The 21,767-nt window shown below is 34.8% G+C and carries 11 protein-coding genes and 1 riboswitch; of the genes, 5 read left to right on the forward strand and 6 right to left on the reverse strand.

The annotated features are described in order from the left end of the window. Positions 1 to 24: 24 nt before the first annotated feature. Positions 25 to 220, reverse strand: a riboswitch (TPP riboswitch). Between the two features lie 36 nt (positions 221 to 256). Beyond that, a complete protein-coding gene (locus tag LUA86_RS13145; protein ID WP_231463440.1) occupies positions 257 to 3,145 on the reverse strand; it encodes a DNA gyrase/topoisomerase IV subunit A in 2,889 nt (962 codons plus the stop codon). Between the two features lie 445 nt (positions 3,146 to 3,590). Next, positions 3,591 to 4,085, reverse strand: a complete 495-nt coding sequence (locus LUA86_RS13150) for a cytidine deaminase (protein ID WP_231463442.1) — start codon at positions 4,083 to 4,085, stop codon at positions 3,591 to 3,593. Positions 4,086 to 4,231: 146 nt separating this feature from the next. Between LUA86_RS13150 and LUA86_RS13155 the strand changes: the two genes are divergently transcribed. The 3 genes from LUA86_RS13155 to LUA86_RS13165 are packed head-to-tail and all read left to right on the forward strand — an operon-like array spanning position 4,232 to position 12,525. Next, a complete protein-coding gene (locus LUA86_RS13155) occupies positions 4,232 to 9,226 on the forward strand; it encodes a translocation/assembly module TamB (protein ID WP_231463444.1) in 4,995 nt (1,664 codons plus the stop codon). Continuing rightward, positions 9,210 to 11,501: a BamA/TamA family outer membrane protein gene (locus LUA86_RS13160; RefSeq protein WP_231463447.1), complete on the forward strand. Its 2,292-nt coding sequence runs from the start codon at positions 9,210 to 9,212 to the stop codon at positions 11,499 to 11,501. The genes LUA86_RS13155 and LUA86_RS13160 overlap by 17 nt, the downstream gene beginning before the upstream one ends. 7 nt (positions 11,502 to 11,508) lie before the next feature. Further along, positions 11,509 to 12,525 carry a YihY/virulence factor BrkB family protein gene (locus LUA86_RS13165; protein WP_231463449.1) on the forward strand — a complete coding sequence of 339 codons (1,017 nt, stop codon included), beginning with the start codon at positions 11,509 to 11,511 and terminating at the stop codon, positions 12,523 to 12,525. Between the two features lie 9 nt (positions 12,526 to 12,534). On the opposite strand, the gene LUA86_RS13170 is transcribed toward LUA86_RS13165, so the two are convergent. Together LUA86_RS13170 and LUA86_RS13175 are read right to left on the reverse strand one after the other, a co-directional pair. Next, positions 12,535 to 14,673, reverse strand: a complete 2,139-nt coding sequence (locus tag LUA86_RS13170) for an ATP-binding protein (protein ID WP_231463451.1) — start codon at positions 14,671 to 14,673, stop codon at positions 12,535 to 12,537. A gap of 131 nt (positions 14,674 to 14,804) precedes the next feature. Next, positions 14,805 to 16,673, reverse strand: coding sequence for a DNA topoisomerase IV subunit B (locus LUA86_RS13175; protein ID WP_231463453.1), 1,869 nt, complete (start codon positions 16,671 to 16,673; stop codon positions 14,805 to 14,807). Between the two features lie 235 nt (positions 16,674 to 16,908). Between LUA86_RS13175 and LUA86_RS13180 the strand changes: the two genes are divergently transcribed. Next, complete coding sequence (locus LUA86_RS13180) at positions 16,909 to 18,249, forward strand: APC family permease (protein ID WP_231463455.1); 1,341 nt, start codon at positions 16,909 to 16,911, stop codon at positions 18,247 to 18,249. Between the two features lie 7 nt (positions 18,250 to 18,256). Here the strand turns inward: LUA86_RS13180 and LUA86_RS13185 are convergent, their stop codons facing one another. Both LUA86_RS13185 and LUA86_RS13190 read right to left on the reverse strand, forming a co-directional pair. Then, the gene (locus LUA86_RS13185) at positions 18,257 to 18,676 is read right to left on the reverse strand and encodes a hypothetical protein (protein WP_231463457.1); all 420 of its coding nucleotides are present in this window, start codon (positions 18,674 to 18,676) and stop codon (positions 18,257 to 18,259) included. 112 nt (positions 18,677 to 18,788) lie between these two features. Beyond that, a complete protein-coding gene (locus tag LUA86_RS13190; protein ID WP_231463459.1) occupies positions 18,789 to 20,273 on the reverse strand; it encodes a tetratricopeptide repeat protein in 1,485 nt (494 codons plus the stop codon). 95 nt (positions 20,274 to 20,368) lie between these two features. On the opposite strand from LUA86_RS13190, the gene LUA86_RS13195 reads away from it, so the two are divergent. Further along, entirely contained in the window at positions 20,369 to 21,706 is a 1,338-nt protein-coding gene (locus tag LUA86_RS13195; protein WP_231463461.1) for an MFS transporter, read from the forward strand. Positions 21,707 to 21,767: the final 61 nt, after the last annotated feature.

Below are 21,767 nucleotides of genomic sequence, written 5' to 3' on the forward strand. Positions count from 1 at the left end.
AAACTGTTTTCAGGGGCGAAACAGCAATAGCTTTAACCTCTTCCCTACGTCGGCATTATCCGAATCAGGTGCATTAAAAGGTAAAAGGCTTGAGTTATAAAGTAAAGGATAAAAACCCTAAACCTTAACTCCTATGCCTTAAACCTCTTAAATGGGTGTAATCTCAGCCTTTTGATTGCAACAGACAATGCATTTTCAAAAAGCACCCCTTTGAGTATGGCAAATATAGGTTTTAAAACGATATCTAATTAATTATTTAAAACAATCCCAATTGTCCTTTATCATCAATCTCAATATCGTTTGGGTTAGTGATTTCGAAATCTACTTTCTTTGCAGGCTTTTCTACTGGTTTTGGTTTCTCTTCAGCTTTAGAAATTTCAGGTTTTACCGGCTCAGGTTTTATCGTTTCTACAGGTTTTTCTATAACCGGCTCTACTTTAACCGGTTTTTCTTCCTTAAGCTCCGGCTCAACTTTACGCTCAAACTTTGGTTTCACAGGTGGTGGTGTTGCTTCGGTAGATTCGCCTACTTCTTCGGTTTTAACATCCACAACTATTATTTCTTCAGCAATTTCAATTTCATCTGTTTGCTCATCAGTCGGTTCACCGCCTTCATCTTCCTGATCATCGTCAGACTGCTCAGTTTCAGTTGCTGGTTCATCCAAAACCACTTTTTGAACATCGTGCGGCGATAAACGATTTCCGTTTGCCTTTAAACCTTTAACATCAATCAAATCTGCCAGCAATAAATCTAAAGTTTCAGGAATTTGGGTTTTCCCTTTTAAAACTTCAACAATAATTTTAGAAAGCGGATTGGATGTTAAAAACAACAATCTTGATTTTGGCTCCTCGCTTATAAAAGGTACTTTTTTACCTACAGACTGCGATTCAAAAACAAAACGCTTTACAAAATAATTTTGTGCTTTGCCATCAAAATGTACAGCAGCGAAAACCTTTTCAGCATTAAATTTTTCTATCAAGATTAAGCCATCATCGAAATGGTTGCTTAATTCAAACGAACTTAACTCGTAATATCCCTCTTTATGTACCTGAAGGATTTTATCATCACCATCAAATTCACCCAAATATTTGCCTCTTCCATCAACATTCAAGCGCTTTAGTAAATCATCATACCAAATTTTTAATCCTGATAAGGTAGAAACACCTTTACTTTTAAGTATGATTTTTTTAACCGGATATTTAGAAATAATATTTCCTTGCGAACCACGACCTTTTATGGCAACTTCTGCAAAATCCTGATCGAATTGTAGCTTACGAAGTTTTGAATGCGGTTTTAAGGCAACGTTCACAACCTCAGCTTCGCCATTTGGATTGGCAGTAAAATATAAAACCTTCGACCCTTTTGAGCCTTTAGTTAAATCGTATTCTTTATCTCGTGTTACGCCAACTACCGCAAAACGTTTTATATAAGATGTTCCACTCGAACCATCTTTATAAATCATGTTGTAAACAGTTCGCTCGTCGTTTTTCTTAAAAACCTGGGCATGGATAATACCTTTGCCCACAAAAGTTTTATCGGCCACTTTAGTAATTATACATTTCCCATCCTCACGGAAAACTATAATTTCATCAATATCAGAGCAATCTGCAACAAATTCATCCTTGCGTAAACCCGAACCAATAAAACCATCTTCCCGGTTCATGTATAATTTAATATTTGCAAGTGCAACTTTCGCTGCCTCAACCCTATCAAATAACCTAATTTCGGTTTTACGTTCTCTGCCTTTTCCGTATTTATCTTTTAACTTTTGAAACCAGGCAATAGCATAATCAGTAAGATGTTTCAAATGGTTTTTTACAACCTTAATTTCATCTTCAAGGTTTTTCATTTGCTCATCGGCCTTTTTCACATCAAAACGGGTAATGCTACTCATCGGTTTATCGATTAGCTTCTTAAAATCCTCTGGTAAAATTTCGCGGTAAAGTGAAGGCTTAAATGGCTCGAACAATAAATGTAAAACCTCAACAACGGTATCAAAATTTGCAGCGTTTTCATATTCAGGATTTTTATACATTCCCTCCTGAATAAATATTTTTAACAATGAACTAAAGAAAATTTTCTCTTGTAATTCGTGCAAACGAATTTCCAGTTCTTGTTTTAATAAGCTTTTGGTATGTTTTGTATTTTCAATTAAGATATCGTTCACACTCATAAAGTGTGGCTTATCGTTATTAATTATACAAGTATTTGGAGAAATTGAAACCTCGCAAGCCGTAAAAGCATAAAGTGCATCAATGGTTACATCCGGCGAAATACCAGGCGCTAAATGCACTACAATTTCTACATTGGCCGCGGTGTTATCTTCAATCTTTTTGATTTTAATTTTTCCCTTATCATTGGCAGATAAAATACTATCAATTACAGAACCTGTTGTGGTACTAAAAGGCACTTCAGTAATTACTAAAGTTTTCTTATCTTTTTCGGTAATTTTTGCCCGAACACGAATCCTGCCACCTCGCTGCCCTTCGTTATAATTTGAGAAGTCGGCCATTCCTCCTGTAAAAAAATCAGGAAAAATATTCGGACGCACACCTTTTAACGATTCAATCGAGGCATCAATTAATTCTATAAAATTATGCGGCATTACCTTAGTTGCCAAACCCACTGCAATACCTTCGGCACCTTGAGCCAATAATAGAGGAAATTTAACAGGAAGTGTTATGGGTTCGTTGTTACGGCCATCATAACTAAGCTGCCATGCTGTAGTATCCGGATTAAAAACAACCTCGTTGGCAAATTTCGATAAACGGGCTTCGATGTAACGGGGTGCTGCAGCACTATCTCCAGTAACCGGGTCGCCCCAGTTACCTTGCATATCAATCAATAAATCTTTCTGACCAATCTGCACCATTGCATCGCCAATAGATGCATCGCCATGCGGATGGTACTTCATCGTATTACCGATTACATTTGCAGCCTTATTAAAACGTCCATCGTCCATTTCCTTAAGTGAATGCATAATGCGTCGCTGTACGGGCTTTAAACCATCATTAATGTGCGGAACCGCCCTATCCAGAATTACATAAGATGCGTAATCAAGAAACCAATTTTCGTATAAACCGTTAATTGGCGTAATCGTATGTTTATGTTCTTCGTTTAATTTAGGCTCTAATTCTTCACTCATTTATTTACAGAAATTGGCAGCCGTAAATATAATGAAAATGATTGCACACCTCTAAATAGGTTATTCACATTTATGAGATACATTTTGGTAATAAAGATTTGTAAAGCAGGTTTTATGCTAATGGGTTGCTCTGCTCCCGCTTTCCGTTACAATCTTTTTAACTTCCTGTCAATCTGAGGTACGAAGGATCTGCAAACCATGAAGCATATTCTTCGTACCTCAGAATGAGCGTTTAATTATGGAACAATGCAATAAAAAGGATTTTCACTTCAATCGGGTTTAATTACAAAAGGTAATGCTCATGGCTAAACTCCCACCCAAAAGCAATTGCCTGAATTTATAAACCTGATATAAGCGAAAAGCCCACAGCGAAGCATGAGCGAGGACTTGAAGTGTTAGCAGGACTGCAGTTACCGAAAAACCTTAAACCGTACATTTCCAAAAATTAAGCTTTTGAGCCTAATCTATCTTCAACAAAACCAAAAGGCAGTAAATCTTTAACGCTATGTACTTTTAACACTTCGCCATTTAGGCAATAAAAAATTACTGCAATTGGCGAGTTCTGTTTACGCTCAAATTCTGCCATAACCTGCAAGCAACCGCCACAGGAAGTTACCGGTTTTACAATTTCAAATGCTTCTGTTTGAGCCGTAATAGCCATACTCTCAATTACTGCATCAGGATATGTTGAACCTATAGAAAAAAGCGCCACACGTTCGGCACATAAACCCGAAGGATAAGCCAAATTTTCCTGGTTACTGCCTAAAACTATTTTACCTCCTGTTAAACGTATTGCTGTGCCAACTTTAAATTTAGAATATGGAGAATATGAAGAATCGAGGGCTTGCTTAGATAAGCTACAAAGTTCTTGGTCGCTTTTGCTTAATTCTTCTACGCAAGCATATTGCTCAAAAGTTATATTTAAATTAATTGATTTCATTTTAAAGTGATTACAAAACCATTGTGTTAAATTTTTACAACGGGCGAACAATTTAAGCTATTTTTTGTATTAATTATAAATTGTGCCCCGAAATTAAATTTGGTGGCACGTTTTTAGCAATTCACAAACACCAAACAATCTCAGCTTTGAATAGATACGTACGTAAAGGACTCAAAATAATATTATGGTTTATTGCATCAATTATAATTCTTGTTGTTGCAATTGCCCTTTCTTTAAACATTCCGGCAGTACAAAATTTTGTAAAAGGTAAGGCTATAAACTACCTTAAAGGCAAAACCAAAACAGAAGTTAGCTTAGAAAGCATAAAAATTGCACTACCTAAAGATGTTGTTTTAAACAAGTTTTACATAGAAGATAGAAACAAAGACACCTTACTTTATGCAGAAAAATTAGCTGTAGACATTAGCCTTTTTAAGCTTTTGGATAATACGGTTGAGATTAACAATATTGAACTAAAAAACATACGGGCAAATGTAAAACGCATAAGTCCGGATACTACTTTTAACTTTTCTTTTTTGGTAGATGCTTTTATGAGCGACCAGAAAAAGCCCGAAGAGAAAGTTGATAAAGACACCACTTCAACGCTCAAATTTTCTGTTGATAAAGTTTCTTTCGAAGATATTGGCTTAACCTACCGCGATGATGTTGCCGGAAATGATGTAAAATTATATTTAGGCGCTTTTAAAACTAAGCTTAAAACCTTCGACTTAGCTAATCAGCATTATGTAATTAAAGATTTAACACTTAATAATACCTCGCTTAAATATCTGCAGCAAAAACCACTTGTTAAACTCGTACAGCATGTTACAAATAGTGTTGATAGTGCTGAAAAAGAAATAGGCAAACTTCCGTTAATAGAAGTGGAGAATTTTGCATTCTCGAATGTTAAAGTGAGTTATGACGACCAAATATCTACAACGAAAGCAGTTGCTGATGTAAATGATTTGGGTTTAGTGAACCTCAAAGTTGATTTAACCAATAGCAAATATACTGTTGATGATGCTAGATTAAACAAATCCAATATACTTTTCGCATTTAAACCTGCTCCAAGTAACGATTTGAAGAAGGTAAAAGACACGGTTGTTCCGGAGAAATCTCCATTAGGATTGATTATAAAAAACATCAGCCTTGCTGAGAACAATATTCAATTTGACAATCTGGCTGCAAAACCTGCTGCAAAGGGCATGGATTTTAACCATTTACTAATTTCGGGGTTAAATTTTGGCGCAAGCGATGTAAATTACAGTGCAGCTGGGATTACGGCTAAAGTTAAAAATGGATCGTTAAAAGAGAAAAGCGGCTTTGCCTTAAACGAATTAAAAGGAGATGCAATTTATAACGACAAACAAATTAAATTAAGCAATTTTGTTTTAAAAACGCCGAGTACTACTATAGAAAATGCTACTGAATTAAATTTCACTTCAATGGATGATTTAACGAAACATCCTGAAAAGGTTAAATTAACCCTTGCATTTAAAAACACTACAATTGGTTTAAAAGATGCCGGATATTTTAGTGATGCCATCCCGGCAAATTATCGTAACGAAAAGATTAAACTGAACGCTGAGGTTAACGGATATTTAAATAATCTTAACATTCCGAGGTTGCAAATTAGCGGCTTAAAAAACACTCAAATTGATATTAGTGGAACGGCTAAAGGTTTACCCGATATTAACAAAACCTTCCTCGATTTAAATATTAAAAAACTTTACGTTACAAAAAGCGATATTTTAGTTGCCGTACCGAAAAAATCACTTCCACCATCAATTGAGTTGCCAAACGTTATTAACGCAAAAGGTGATTTTAAAGGCTCGATGACTGATTTTAACACCAACATGAATATCCAAACGGATATGGGTGCTGCAGTTGTAATTGCCGGAATGAATGGCCCGAAAGGACGAGAGAGTTACAAAGCAGATGTTAGTCTAAACAATTTTAATGTTGGCAGATTACTGAAAATGCAACCCAAGCTTGGCCGCGTTACAGTTAAAGCAAATGTTGCGGGAACGGGTCTAGACCCTAAAAAAATAAATGCAAAGTTTAATGCAAAAGTTTTAAGTGCCTACTACAATAAATACACCTACCGCAATTTAAGTTTAGCCGGAACTTACGCCAACCAAAACATCAACATTAAAAGTAACATGCCCGATAGCAATGCCAATTTTAACTTAGATGCTAGAGTAAATATGGCAGGAAAATATCCAGCCATTAAAGCAAATTTAGACCTTAAACAAGTTAATCTTCAGGCGTTAAATTTCAGTCCGACTTTGCTTAGTGCGGCCGGAATTGTTAAGGTTGATTTACAAACTGCGGATGCTGATTACTTAAACGGAACTGTTAATATTACGAGCTTACAATTGGTTAAAGAAGCTCAAAAAATTAATGTAGATACCATTTCACTTGTTGCAAAATCAACTGCTACAGAAAATGCATTGAGTTTAAAATCTGAAATCTTATCTGCTAAAATTGATGGAAAATATCAACTTACAAAGATTGGAAACGCTATAATAAACCAAATTAACAAATACTATGCTTTTGGAGAAGTGACCAAAATACCAGATCAACGCATGCGTTTCTTTGTGCAGGTTTACGATTCTAAATTACTAAAACAGTTTGTACCAGAACTAACTGTTTTCAAAACCTCGCAGTTTTACGGCTTAATTGATACTCAAAAGGATAGTTTGCAAATAAAAGGTAATTTTCCTCAAGTAGTTTACGGCGATTTTAAAGTTGATACAACGGTTTTAAACATCAACAATCAAAATAATAAACTGGATTATGGCTTAACAGTAAAGCGCCTTCAAAGCCCTTCTGTTTCGTTATTTAATACAGAAGTTAGTGGCGATGCTGCTAATAACATCTTAGGTGTAAATATTTTTCTTAGAGACAGACAATTAAAAAACAAATACGTTATTGGTGGAAATTTCCAATCGATAAATAAAGATTTTAAATTTAGTTTAGACCCGCAAAAGCTTCTTTTAGATTACCAAAAATGGATGGTTTCGCAAGATAATTATATCCAATTTGGTGCTTCAGGTATTTTGGTTAACCAATTTCAAATTAGCAACAGCGGTCAATCGCTATCTATAAATAGTAACCCAACGCAACCTAATGCGCCTTTAAATGTTGAGTTTAAAGATTTTCAATTGGAAACTTTGACCAAGTTTGCTGAAACAGACACGACTTTGGTTGGAGGTAGATTAAATGGCACTGCAAATGTTAAAGATTTGGCAAGTACACCAAAATTTGAAGCAAACCTAACTATTGATCAATTACGCTATCAAAAAGATCAACTTGGTACTTTACGTGTTGCGGTTAATAATAATACTCAAAATGCATTTGAAGTAAATGTTGCTTTAAGTGGTGTGCATGATTTAAGGGTAAATGGTTTTTATTACACTGCTCCGCAAAGTGCATTAGATTTAACAGTTAATATCGATAAAATCGAGATGAAAAACATTGAGAGTTTATCCCAAGGTCAGCTAAAAAATGGAACCGGAACCTTAACTGGTGCGCTTACAGTTAAAGGCGCTTTAACTGCTCCAAGAATTTTGGGTGATTTAACTTTTAACAATGCAGGAATAAATGTTGCTTATGTAAATTCTTATTTCAGAATGCCAAATGAGAAAATATCGTTTACGAATGAAGGCATCAGTTTCAATAACTTTACATTGATAGATTCTTTAAACCAAAAAGCAACCATTAATGGCAAGGTTTACACAAAAGATTACAAAAGCTACCGTTTCGGTTTAGATATTCGCACCAATAATTTCAGGGCATTAAATTCTACTTCTGCAGATAATGAAATGATTTACGGAACTGTGTTTTTAACCAGTAACATAAAAGTTCGTGGCGATTTAAACCAACCAGATGTAAATATGAAGGTAACTGTAAATAAAGGAACTAAATTCTTTTTTGCATTGCCTGCAAACGACCCAGCCATAATAGATCAGGAAGGTATTGTTCAGTTTATTGATGCAGATGCGCCACCGTTTAACGGACAAAGGGCTTTAAAAGTAGATAGCCTAAGTAAATCTCCAATTAAGGGCATCAATCTGGTCGCAAATATTATTGTAGACCCGGAGGCTGAACTTAATGTGGTTGTAGATCCATCAAATGGTGATGCTTTAAACGTTAAAGGCGATGCTAACCTGAATGCAACCATAGACCCAAGCGGCAAAGTTAGTTTAACAGGTCGTTATGAAATTATAGATGGTTCATACAACCTATCTGTTGGTCCGTTAGGGAAAAAAGCATTTAGATTAGTAAAAGGTAGTACAATAAACTGGACTGGTGAACCAACAACTGCAAACGTCAATTTGAGTGCGTTATACGAAGTAAATGCAGCGCCAATCGATTTGTTGAATCAGCCAGATCTTTACGAAGCTAAAACCAAATTGCCATTTCAGGTTTATTTAATGATGAAAGGCGAATTACTGAAACCTACCATTTCTTTTAAAATAGATTTACCAGAAAATGAACGTAATGCACTCGGTGGACAGGTTTACACCAAATTAATTAACGTTAACCGTGATGAGAGTGAGTTAAACAAACAAGTTTTTGCTTTATTAGCTCTAAACAGATTTATTGCCAGTAACCCGTTCCAAAGTTTAGCCGGCGGCGGTGGCGGTGTTTCTACACTTGCACGCTCAAGTGTAAGCAAGTTGTTAACAGAGCAATTAAATAACTTAACATCTGATTTGATACAAGGTGTTGATTTAAATTTTGGTGTGAATTCATCAGAAGATTACTCAACTGGTTCTTTACAGCAAAAAACAGATTTAGAAGTTGGTTTATCAAAAAAATTATTGAATGATAGATTAACGGTTTCGGTTGGAAGCTCTTTTGCATTGGAAGGACCACAGGCACCCGGAGAAAAATCGACCGATATAGCAGGAAACGTTAACGTAGAATATGCTTTATCGGCTGATGGAAGATACCGCTTAAGAGCTTACAGAAGAAACCAGAACGATGTTATTGTACAAGGTCAGATTATTGAAACCGGCTTAGGTTTTACCCTGGTTGTAGACTACAATAAATTTAAAGAGATATTTCAAAAGAAACGAGTAAGAAGAACTAGAAACATTGAACAGAAAGCACAAGATGAGAAAACTAACTAGACCGCTTTTATTTTTATTGGCCTGTTTAGTTTATGCGGGTTGTAGTAGTACAAAATCTTTAAAACCCGGGCAAGCATTATATACTGGTGCCGAGGTTAAAATTAATCCTGATTCTGCTGGAAAAATAGAAGACGAAAAACAGGTTAAAGCAGATTTGGAGAGCAAAACCCGTCCTCGTCCAAATAAATCTATACTTGGTATAAAATATAAACTTGGCATTTATAATCTTGCAGGCGAACCCAAAAAACCAAAAGGTTTTAAAAACTGGTTACGAAAACAAGGTGAGCCACCTGTACTTTTAAGTGAGGTTAAGTTAAAATATAACAACGATGTTTTAACAAGTTATTTGATTAGCGAAGGTTATCTGCAAGCTTCGGTTACCGGAGATACTGTAGTAAAAGATAAAAAAGCTAAAGCCATTTACACTGCAGTTACAGGTAATAGATATAAAATAAATAAGGTAAATTTCCCGCCAGATTCAGGAGTTTTAACCAGAATCATCAACCAGAATAAAGAAAAAACGCTTTTAAAAGTTGGCGATTATTATGACTTGGATGTTTATAAAAACGAGCGAATTAGAATTGATAACGATTTAAAGGAAAACGGTTATTTTTATTTCAGCCCGGATTACCTAATAATGCAGGTTGATAGTACAATAGGTAAAAACCTGGTGAATGTAACGGTTAAGGTTAAAGATATTGCACCGGATGCAGGTGTAAAACCTTATACAATCAAAAACATCAACATATATCCAAATTATACTTTAAGGAGAGACTCTGCCTTAAGGAAATTGCAACCCTTACAATACCACGATTTTAATATTTATGATGATAGGAACACCTTTAAACCAAGGTTATTTGATCGTTTAGTTTTCTTTCAGAAAGGCGAATTATACAACCGTAGAGATCATAACCAATCTTTAAATAGAATGGTTAATATAAATGCCTTTCAGGATGTAAGAGCTGAGTTTTTACCTGTGGATAGTTTCAAAAACAATCAATTAGATTTAAATATTTATCTAACGCCTTTAAAGAAAAACTCTTTAACTTTTTCAGTTACCGGAACCAGTAAATCTAACAACTTTGTAGGCTCTGAAGTTAAGGTTACGCAAACCACCAGAAACCTTTTTAGAGGTGCAGAACAATTGGATGTAAGCGTTAGCGGAGGTTTTGAAACGCAAACACGAGGAACATCTTTAGGTAGAAATTCATTATCGCTAACAGCAGAAGGAAAATTAACCTTCCCAAGGTTTATTGTTCCGTTTTACAAACCAAATAGTACTACTGCATTTATACCAAAAACAATTGCTTCTCTTTCTTATCAGATGTTAAATAGAGGTGGCGAGTACACTTTAAACGCATTTAAAGGTGAGTTTGGGTATAATTTTAAGGAGAACTTATACAAAGAGCATAATTTTAATCCTATATCCCTTAGTTATATTTCTACACGTTTCCCATCTGATACTACGAGAACCAGACTTTTTACAGAAAATCCATTACTAAGAGCAACTCTAGAAAATCAATTTATTATTGGTAGCAACTACAATTTTACCTATACCAACCAGATGGAAACTAACAGAAGAAATAATACATATTTCTTTGGTGGGATTGAAACCGGTGGTAATGTTTGGGGATTATTTACACCAACAAATAATTTGGGTCAGAAAACTTTGTTTAATACACCACTTACACAATTTGTTCGTTTAGAAGCTGATTTAAGGGATTATTATAAAGTTAACAGAAATGTAACCTGGGCAAACAGATTAAATATTGGTTATGGCTATGCCTATGGTAATAGTACCTCGCTCCCATTTGTCAGACAGTTTTTTGCCGGCGGAAGTAATGATATCCGGGCATTTCCAGCCAGAACCTTAGGCCCGGGAACATATAAAGTTCCGGATAATGCCCTATTTGCAGACCAAGGTGGTGATGTTAAATTAATGCTTAATTCTGAATTACGTTTTAAACTGGTAAGTGTTTTATATGGCGCATTATTTGTAGATGCTGGTAACGTTTGGTTGCGAAAAGAAGATCCGCTTAGACCGGGTTCAGAATTTAAACTAAAAAACACATTAAATGAGTTAGCTGTAGGTACGGGTGCAGGCTTACGTGTAGATGCCACTATATTTGTAGTTCGCTTAGATGTTGCCTTTCCAATACGCAAACCATACTTACCCGAGGGACAGAGATGGGTATTTGATGATATCTCCTTCGGAAACAAAGATTGGCGCAGACAGAATTTAATTTTTAATATTGGTATCGGATATCCGTTTTAATCGATTTATGAAATTACTCAATAAAATAAAAAGCTTCTTTATTGCATTATATCATTTGCTTGTAGCCGCAGGAAAGGGTTTTGCAGAAGATAGAGTGATGAAATTGAGTGCCGCCCTTGCCTATTACACCATTTTTTCGCTTACGCCCTTAATCATAATTATACTCGCTTCAGCAACCCTTTTTTTTGGCGAAGCAATGAAAACCAGAGATAAATTTTTTAATGAAATATCTGATTTAGTTGGCCCTGATGCGGCAACGCAAATACAAGGCTTTGTAGATAATGCCAATAAATCAGGTCAATCTACCATCGGTTTAATTATTGGTATTACTACGCTAATTATCGGAGCTACTGTTATTTTTATCGAAATTCAGGATAGCATAAACCTGATTTGGAAAGTTAAAGCCATGCCTAAAAAAGGCTGGTTAAAAATGCTTACAAATAGGCTATTATCCTTCTCCCTAATTGTATCAATGGGTTTTTTACTATTGGTATCATTGGTTATAAATAGCCTGGTTGTTGGCCTAGGCGATAAATTAGTGTCCTTAATATCTCAAACAGAAATAGATGAGGTTATTCCTGTAGCCAACGATACTATGGCTTTACTGATCTATATTTTAAATAATGCTTTAACGCTTGCTGCGGTAACCGCTGTATTTACGATCATATTTAAAGTACTGCCCGATGTGAATATCAAATGGAAATCAGCAATTATTGGTGCATTATTTACTGCTTTGCTTTTTAGCCTGGGTAAATATTTAATCGGTATATACATAGAAAAAGGAACTACTGTTTCTGCATTTGGTGCCGCAGGTTCTATTATTGTAATATTACTCTGGATTTACTACACATCCGTAATTTTATACTTCGGTGCCGAATTTACTCAGGCTTATGCCGAGAAATATGATGGCGGAATTGCCCCAAGTAAGTACGCTGTTTTTACCAAAATAACCATTGTAGAGAAGAGTGTAGATGTGTTGCCACCACAACATCCTGAAGATACCATCAATGCACCAAAAGGTTAAATTTAGATTTTAAACAAACTTTAAAATTTTCTCTAATAGTTCTTTTTCGAGGAATGGTTTTAAAACCAGTTCATTCATACCAGATTCAAGGTATTTAGCTCTATCTTCTTGCATTACATTAGCTGTAACACCTAAAATAGGAATACTCCTTTTACTTTCATTACTATAAGAACGTATAAGTTTGGTAAGTTCTATGCCTCCAAGTTCAGGCATTTGAATATCCGTTAAAATAATATCGTAATTGTTTTCGCTAAAAAGCTCAAATGCCTGCAGGCCGTTTTTAGCTGCATCAAAGTTTAGCTTGTATTTCTTAAGAATTGTTGTAGCCAAAAGGATGTTCAAAACATTATCATCAGCCACAAGAATATTTTTCCCAACAAGTCTTTGAAGCTCTTCTGCAGAGAGTTCTGATTTTTCTTCAACGTTGAGTGATTTATCTGTTAACTGATAAGGAATCTCAAAACTAAAAACAGAGCCTTTTCCTTCTTCACTTGATAAAGTAATATGACCACCATGAAACTCAACAATTTTTTTACAGATGGCTAAACCTAAGCCAGTTCCTTGCTGTTTTTCTTTTGTAGAAGAATAATAGGCCTGGGCAAACTCATCAAAAATAATCTTTTGGTCTACATCACTTATACCAGAACCAGTATCGCTAACGCTAACTTGTAGCAATACATTTTTTTCATCTTTTTTCTTAAGTTCCGCCTTTAATGTAACATTACCATTTTGCGTAAATTTAATTGCATTACTTAAAAGGTTCATTACAATTTGTTTTAACCTGAGCGAATCGCCAAGCACATAAATATCCTTATCCGCTGGTGCAGCAATTACAAAATTAAGTTTCTTTTTTTCCGCCTGAATCCTCATGCTGTCGAAAACATCAACAATGGCAACCAATGGAGAAAATGGGAGTTGCTCGAAATTAACTTTTCCGGTTTCATATTTCGAGAAGTCTAAAATATCATTAACAACATCGAGCAGCATAACGGATGATTTACGAATAGCTGAAACCTGCTCATTTTGCTCTGCAGGCAAGTTTACCTGTGTTAGTTGCTCAGAAAAGCCCACAATAGAATTAAGCGGCGTACGTATTTCGTGACTCATGTTTGCTAAAAACCTACTTTTAGAAAGGGCATATAGTTTTGATTTATTGCTGTAAGTAATTAGTGCAATTTCTTTACGGTATAATCTATAAATTGCATACAGAATGCAGATTAGCAATAGAAACGATAATCCGAGTAAAACCTTCGTGAATTTATCCAGTCTATCTACGGTTTTAAAGGTTTTAACATTTAAATCTTCCTGTATAGTATCGTAATAGGTTTTTTCGTTAACCTTATATTGATTCAGATTTTTAACAATGGTTTCAATTATTTGATGGTTTAAATCCAGAAGCGCCCATTCCTTATACTTCAAATTTCTATTTAAACGATAAAGCTTTTTGTAATAATCGTTAATTAATTTGAGCTGAAGTTTGTTATAGGCAATGCTTACAGACGAGGTATCAGCAGAGATAGCCGTTTTAACCAAGGTGGATTTTGAGGTATCAACCGCTTTAGCTTTCTTGTTTCCAATTGCAGCAAAGATTCTCCCTAATAGCTTTCTCCTTGTTTGGGCTACAGCTGCTGGCTTTATAGTATCAATGGTTACTATGCTTTTAAATTGCCTGGTTGTAAATAAATTTTCTTTCGGATCTTCCACATCAACTCTATCATCCACCTTAACAGAGAAATTAATAAGACTATCTGCAAGCTTCCTTAGGTGGATAAATTGATTGGTTCTTAACTCCTTTTGTACAATTAAAGCGTTAAAGTTATCAGTTTGACTGGCTTTTTCATTTTCATTATCACTCTCTATGCCATCCAGTATTGTGGTAATTTCCTTTATCTGACTTACGTATAAATCGTAGTATTTTTTATTTCCACTAACAACATACATTCTGCAGCTATTTTCTGCGTTGTAGAGTTTAAAAATACAGCTATCCAGCTTCGTAAAATCATTCTGTACCCGAACAATTTTATGAACCGATTTTAATAGTGGCACTTTAGAAAAATTTATGAACAAGCCTGTACTTATTGCAAAAACAACTAAAATTAAAAGCACTATGATTAAATATTTTGTGGCAGAATTTCGGGTAGATTTCAAGCGGTTTGATTTTAATAATTATGAAACATAATTGTCAAAATCACGGAAAATCAATCAAACAACAGGGATGTGTTTAATGGTTTGGTACTAACAAAAATACCCTAACAAATTCAATAATGCAAGTTTTTAATTTAAGCTACTTCATCAATAATTTTCGGCTCCTCAGTTACTTCATCTTTTTCAACACGCAGGTTTCTAATAATGTGTTGCTGTCTATCCGGCGTATTTTTTCCCATATAATACTCAAGCAAACTTTTAATGGTTTGGTCTTTTAAAATAACAGGGTCAAGCCTGATGTCTTTACCGATAAACAAACCAAATTCATCTGGAGAAATTTCACCCAAACCTTTAAAACGAGTAATTTCTGGTTTATTGCCAAGTTTCTGAATTGCATTTTTTCGCTCTTCATCACTATAACAGTAAATGGTTTCTTTTTTATTTCTAACCCTGAAAAGCGGTGTTTGTAATATGTAAACATGTCCTGCTTTTACCAAATCAGGAAAAAACTGAAGAAAGAAAGTCATCATTAATAATCTGATGTGCATACCATCAACATCGGCATCAGTAGCAATTACGATATTGTTGTAATGTAAGCCCTCTAAACCATCTTCAATATTTAAAGCATGCTGTAAAAGGTTAAATTCTTCATTTTCGTAAACAACCTTTTTCGTTAATTCGTAACAGTTTAGGGGTTTTCCTTTTAAACTGAAAACAGCCTGACAATCTACATCTCGAGATTTTGTAATTGAGCCAGATGCAGAATCACCTTCGGTAATGAACAAAGTTGTTTCATATCGCTTCTCATGTGTTGTGTTAAAATGTACCTTACAATCGCGAAGCTTTTTATTATGTAATGATGCTTTTTTTGCTCTATCATTTGCCAGCTTTTTAATGCCGGCAATATCTTTACGTTCTCTTTCGGATTGGTTAATGCGTTTTAACAAGGCATCAGCAACATCAGGGTTTTTGTGCAGATAATCATCCAATTCTTTTTTAACAAAATCGTTGATAAATGTAGCCACCGATGGCCCATCAGGACCCATATTTTGAGAACCTAACTTGGTTTTTGTTTGCGATTCGAAAACGGGCTCTTGAACACGAACTGAAATGGCTGCAATAATTGATGAACGAACATCAGATGCTTCAAATTCCTTTTTGAAAAACTCACGTACGGTTTTAACTACTGCAGCCCTAAAAGCTGCCTGATGCGTTCCTCCTTGTGTTGTATGTTGCCCGTTTACAAAAGAATGGTAATCTTCGCCATACTGCTGACCATGAGTCATTGCAATTTCGATATCGTTACCAACCATGTGTATAATTGGATAACGTATCTCTTCAGGTTTGTTAAATTTAGAAAGCAAATCATAAAGACCTCTTTCAGAAAAATACTTCTGACCATTAAAATTTATGGTTAAACCTGTATTCAGAAATACATAATTCCAAACCATACTTTCTACAAAATCTGGTATGTAATGGTAATTTCTAAAAATAGTTTCATCTGGATAAAAAGTAATCGCCGTACCATTTCGCTGAGTGGTATCAATAACCGGCTGTTCGCTTACAATCTCTCCTTTCGAAAACTCTACCTTTTTAGTTTTTCCATCACGATAAGATTGTACTGTAAAACTGGTAGATAAAGCATTAACAGCTTTTGTACCCACACCATTTAAACCAACAGATTTTTGGAAAGCATTACTATCGTATTTACCTCCGGTATTAATTTTACTTACGCAATCGATAACTTTACCCAAAGGGATACCCCGACCATAATCCCGGACATTAATCTTTTGTTCAGAAACTGTGATTTCGATGGTTTTTCCGGTACCCATAACAAACTCATCTATAGAGTTATCTACTATTTCCTTAAGTAAAACATAAATTCCATCGTCTTGTGCAGAACCATCACCAAGCTTACCAATATACATACCGGGGCGCAATCTGATGTGTTCTTTCCAATCTAATGAGCGAATACTATCGTCGTTATAAATTACTTCTGCCATAAATTATGTTGTTTGCAATCGGGGTAAAAAACTTTGCTAAAATAGGCATTTTAGAAGAATTTATCTTCCAAGCAGAGGAAAGTAATTTCAACAATCGATATGTAAAAAGTAAAATGGATAATGAACGAACTACAATCAATTCCCCATCCTACATTTCACATCATCCCCCAAACATCGTACATCGTACATCCACCATATTTTCATATCTTCAACCCATATTTTATTTCCCTTTTTGATGCAACAAAAAAAGCAACTTTCGCTCTTTGATTTATCCATGATAGTGGTGAGTTTGGTTATAGGTATGGGCATTTTTCGTACGCCCGTAAACGTGGCAGCGAAAGCTCAAATTCCAGAATTATTTTACTTAGCATGGTTTATAGGAGGTTTTGTAGCTTTCTGCGGTGCTTTAACTTATGCCGAAATTGGTTCACGATTACCTGTTACTGGTGGTTATTATAAAATCTTTTCAAAAGCATACCATCCATCAATTGCCTTTGCTATAAATTGTATAGTTTTAATTTCAAGCGCTGCATCTGTAGCGGCAATTTCTATAATAGGTGCAGAATATTTGGGTAAAATAATTCTGCCTGCCGATATGCAAAATGAAACCTATCGGGTAGCAATAGCAATAACAACGATTTTGGTTTTTTATTTCATCAACTTATTAGGCTTAAAAGCAAGCTCTAAAACCCAAAATGTATTAACACTTATTAAAATTGGTTTAATTTTAATCTTAATCTGCGCCATTTTCTTTGCTGAAACCACACAAAGCATTACACCCGTTTTTAAAATTACAAATAACAGCTTACCGAGTTGGGCAGATTATGGTAAAGCATTAGGCTTGTGTTTAATTGCGGTTTCATTCTCTTATGCAGGTTATGCCCAAACTATAAATTTTGGTGGCGAAGTTACTGAGGCAAAAAAGGTTATACCACGTTCAATAATCATCGGTTTAACCATAATTGTTACGCTTTACATGGCGCTGAATTATGTTTACGTTAAAGTAATTGGTTTTGAGCAATTAAAAACTGCTGAGAGTATTGCTGCAATTCTTGCTTCCAAAATATTTGGCCCGGCAGGTTTTAAGATGCTTTCGGTAATTATTTTTGTTTCAGTTATGGGTTACGTAAACGTAAATTTATTAAGCAACCCAAGGGCAATGTTTGCTATGGGAGAAGAAGGGGCTTTACCAAAAGTGTTTAGCCGAATGAACAAAAGAACAGAAGTGATAAGTGTGAGTTTAACTGTTTTTGCGCTTATTTCGGTTATTATAATTTTTTATGCAAAAACCTTCGATAAGATTTTAAACTATACAATTTTCTTGGAAAGCATTAGCATGGCTAGTTCTGCGGCAACAATTTTTATATTAAGAAAGCGTACTGCACATCTTGATAAAAAGACCATTTATACTGTACCCTTATACCCGGTTTTACCAATTATCTTTATTGCCGCCTATACTTTTGTGGCTTTTAGTATTTATGCTGATGACCCGAACGCGGCCTTAAACGGGCTTTATATTTTTGTTGGTTTTTTATGCATTTACTTTATAACCAATTTTTTAAGGCGTAAAAAATAGTAGGCTTCTACACTTTCTTCCGAAGAAAATAAAATGCTGTAATGGCCACGGGAATCATTAAAAGAAAAACAGAATCATCTAATACAAGGGTAAAAAAATCTTCAAAGCAGTTAATTTTCGCGGTATTAGTTCTAGTGTAAACTAAGCTTGAATTAGAAGCAATTAATTGGAAAGAAGGGTAGTTAGGATGAAATCTCTGAAAATCAAACTCTGAACCATAATTTTCGAAGACCTTATCAAATTTAAATTTGTTTTCTTTTCCCCAATCTAAAATTCGTCTTAAACTGATAGAATTGCCATTAGATGTTTCGCCGAAAAAAGGTAAAGGTTGCGCTTTGGTAGCATAGATAAACGAACAAAAAATTACTGACAGGAAAATTCTTTGAATTGCTATCGATAATAATCGATGGGATGTGATGTAATACATTTTCTGTGACGGTTAGATTTCATCACAAAGTTCAATTCTTTTAAAGAAAATCAACTACTACTATCTACTCACGCCCTACTCAAATACGCTCAAGCAATTAAATCTCTACAAACTAAAGATTTAACATCCAAACATTAATGTCTTCGTTCGATGAAATATCTAGCTTTTTCCTAATTCTATACTTTCTATTTTCAACGGCTCTTACAGAAATTTTCATATACCTTGCAATCTCTTTAGTATAGAAACCAAGACGTAATTGTGCACACATTATTAAATCGGAAGTTACAAAAGCTGGCTGGATAGTCATTAATTTTTCAATAAAATGGCCGTCAATTTCTTTAAATTTTATCAAGAATGCAGGGTCGTTATTCATCGCCAAAAGGATTACAGCATTTAGCGCATTTTCATCTATTGGTTCTTTTAAAGTAGGATTTTGTGCAGATTCTAGTTTAATTTGCATCTCCTCAAGCCTTCCGTTATGGATTTTAAGCATCCGGCTTTGCCTGTAAATTAATAAACGGATGATAACAATTGCTAAAATGAGTAAACAGATAGAGCATGCGATGATAAAAATATAATTCCGCTCTTTACTATTATGCTGCTTATCTTGCTCATCCAAAAGCATATCAGCTGGAATTGTTGATTCTAATTTATTTTTTCTGGCTAAACTATCTGAAATGGCTTTATACTTTTTAAGGTATAAAACGGACTCAATTTGCCTGCCGAGCTGCTCGTAAGTTTTTGATAATAATTCATAACTATCTTTAACCAATAAGCCATTTTTTGTTTCCGAGGCAACCGCATGTAATTTGTTGAAGTAAACTAAAGCACTGTCGTAATTTTTTCTTTTATATTGAATTGAACCTAGAGAGATATAAGACTCAGCAGCAAACTTTTCGAAGTTATACTGTTTTGCTAGTCCTAATCCTATTTGAAGATAATGTTTAGCAGAATCTTCTCTGCCCATCTCTAAAAATTGATTTCCAACGGCAATGGTCTGAATGATTAAACCAACTTTATTAGAGCCACCGCCGATAATTTTACGCTGCATTAAATAGCTCTTCTTTTTATAAAACAGCACCGAATCAGGATTATTTTTTCTTTTAGAATCTAATTCTAAATTGGTACCCATTATTATATAAATCCGCCCTAAACTACTATAATGCTCATCATTATCTTTTATTTTATCAGCATAAATTAAAGCTTCTTTTAGATATTGATTACTTTTATCGAAATAAAATAAACCTCCATAACAACTTCCCTTTAAGGCTAAATAATGCGAAATTCTAAAGCTGTTTTCTGTTTTATAGATTACTGCTTCCCATTTATCAAGCCACTTGAGTGTTTTAACAAAATCGTTAGAATTATAAAAGTTTACAGCCTGGTAAAGTATGGCTTGCGCAACACCATCTTGGTAATTAGCGGCCTGCGATTGTGCTAATGCTTTTGTAAATAATAGATTACTCGAATCAACATTTACAACTTTTTTGGCCGAATCAATCATATGGTCTATCTGCGGAAAAGCCTTTTGGCAAAAGCTATCTACAGACAAAGAAATTAAATACAAGAAAACTACAATTTTCCTAAACATCATCATGGTAATAAGAGATAATTCAATTGTATATTTGCTAAACTCAAAGTTATAAACAATAACTTATTATAGCTAATTGGAGTAAGCACCTAACCATAAAAATGCATCTAAAATCGCTTTCCTTTGGTAAACAAATCGCTTATGCTGCCGGGATGATAGGTTGGAGCACAATGACAAACATTATCATTGTGATGTTACCCTATTTCTATCTACCACCAAGTAATGCAGGATTACCCACCTTAGTACCACAGTTGGTATTATTTGGGGCCTTTAATATTCTTTCCATTATAGCTGCATCTGGCAGATTAGTTGACGCCGTTTTCGACCCATTTATTGCTTCCAGAAGTGATGCAAGCCAGAATCCGAACGGCAGAAGGATGCCTTTTATGAAATGGGCAATTATCCCGGCTATGATTTTTTGCGCTTTAGTTTTTTATCCATTACAAAAAGGAGAAAGTTTGCATAATGCGTGGTGGTTAACAATTATGCTCTGCCTATTCTTTGTTTCTGTAACAACCTATATTATACCTTATAACGCACTTTTAGCAGAAGTAACACAAACCCCAAACCAAAAAGTTAAGCTCTCCAGTTATCAACAAGTTGGGTTCGTTATAGGGATAATTTTATCGGCTTGTACAAATAATTTTGCCGATTTGGTAGAAAGTTACTTTAGCGTAGCCAACAGAAGTGAAGCTGTACAGATTGCTATTTGGGGCTTATGCATTTTATCAGGAATAGTAATGTTACTGCCCATAATTTTTATTAACGAAAAAGAATATTCAACTGCAAAGCCTACACACATACCGCTGTGGCCTGCTATTGTAAGCACATTTAAAAATGGCAATTTTAAATATTATTTAATCTCTGATTTTGCTTTTTATACCGCTTTAAGCATAATATCGAGCGGGTTGCTGTTTTTTTGCACAGTTTTACTCGGTTTGCCAGAATCTGATGGCGGAAAGTTTATGGGTGCAATGGTATTATTTTCGCTTTTATTTTATCCGATAGTTAATTTTGGTTCGGCGAAATTTGGCAAAAAGCCATTCGTGTTACTGGCATTTGCAGTACTCTGCATCATTTTTATAACGATTTTCTTTTTAGGGAAGTTGCCATTACCGCCACAAACTCAAATTTATCTGTTGGTGCTTTCTGCATCATTTCCATTGGCTGCTTTAGGCATCTTACCAACGGCAATTTTAGCAGATATTGCTCAAAAAGATACTTTAGAAACCGGAGAAAACCATGAAGGGATGTTTTTTGCGGTGAAGTATTTGTTTGTTAAACTTGGCCAAACCTTAGGAATAGCCATTTTTGCTATGCTAACCATTTATGGTAAAGACCCTGGTAATGATTATGGCTTACGCCTTAATGGCATTGTGGGTTTCGTGTTGTGCCTGATTGCCTTAATTTGTTTCAGTAAATTTAAGGAAGATAAGTAGTAGTATTTAAAAGTACTTAAATGAAAAAAGGGCAGAATTAATACTTCTGCCCTTCTACATT

Origin of the sequence: Pedobacter sp. Leaf132 (assembly GCF_920984695.1) — a bacterium.
Lineage (GTDB): Bacteria > Bacteroidota > Bacteroidia > Sphingobacteriales > Sphingobacteriaceae > Pedobacter.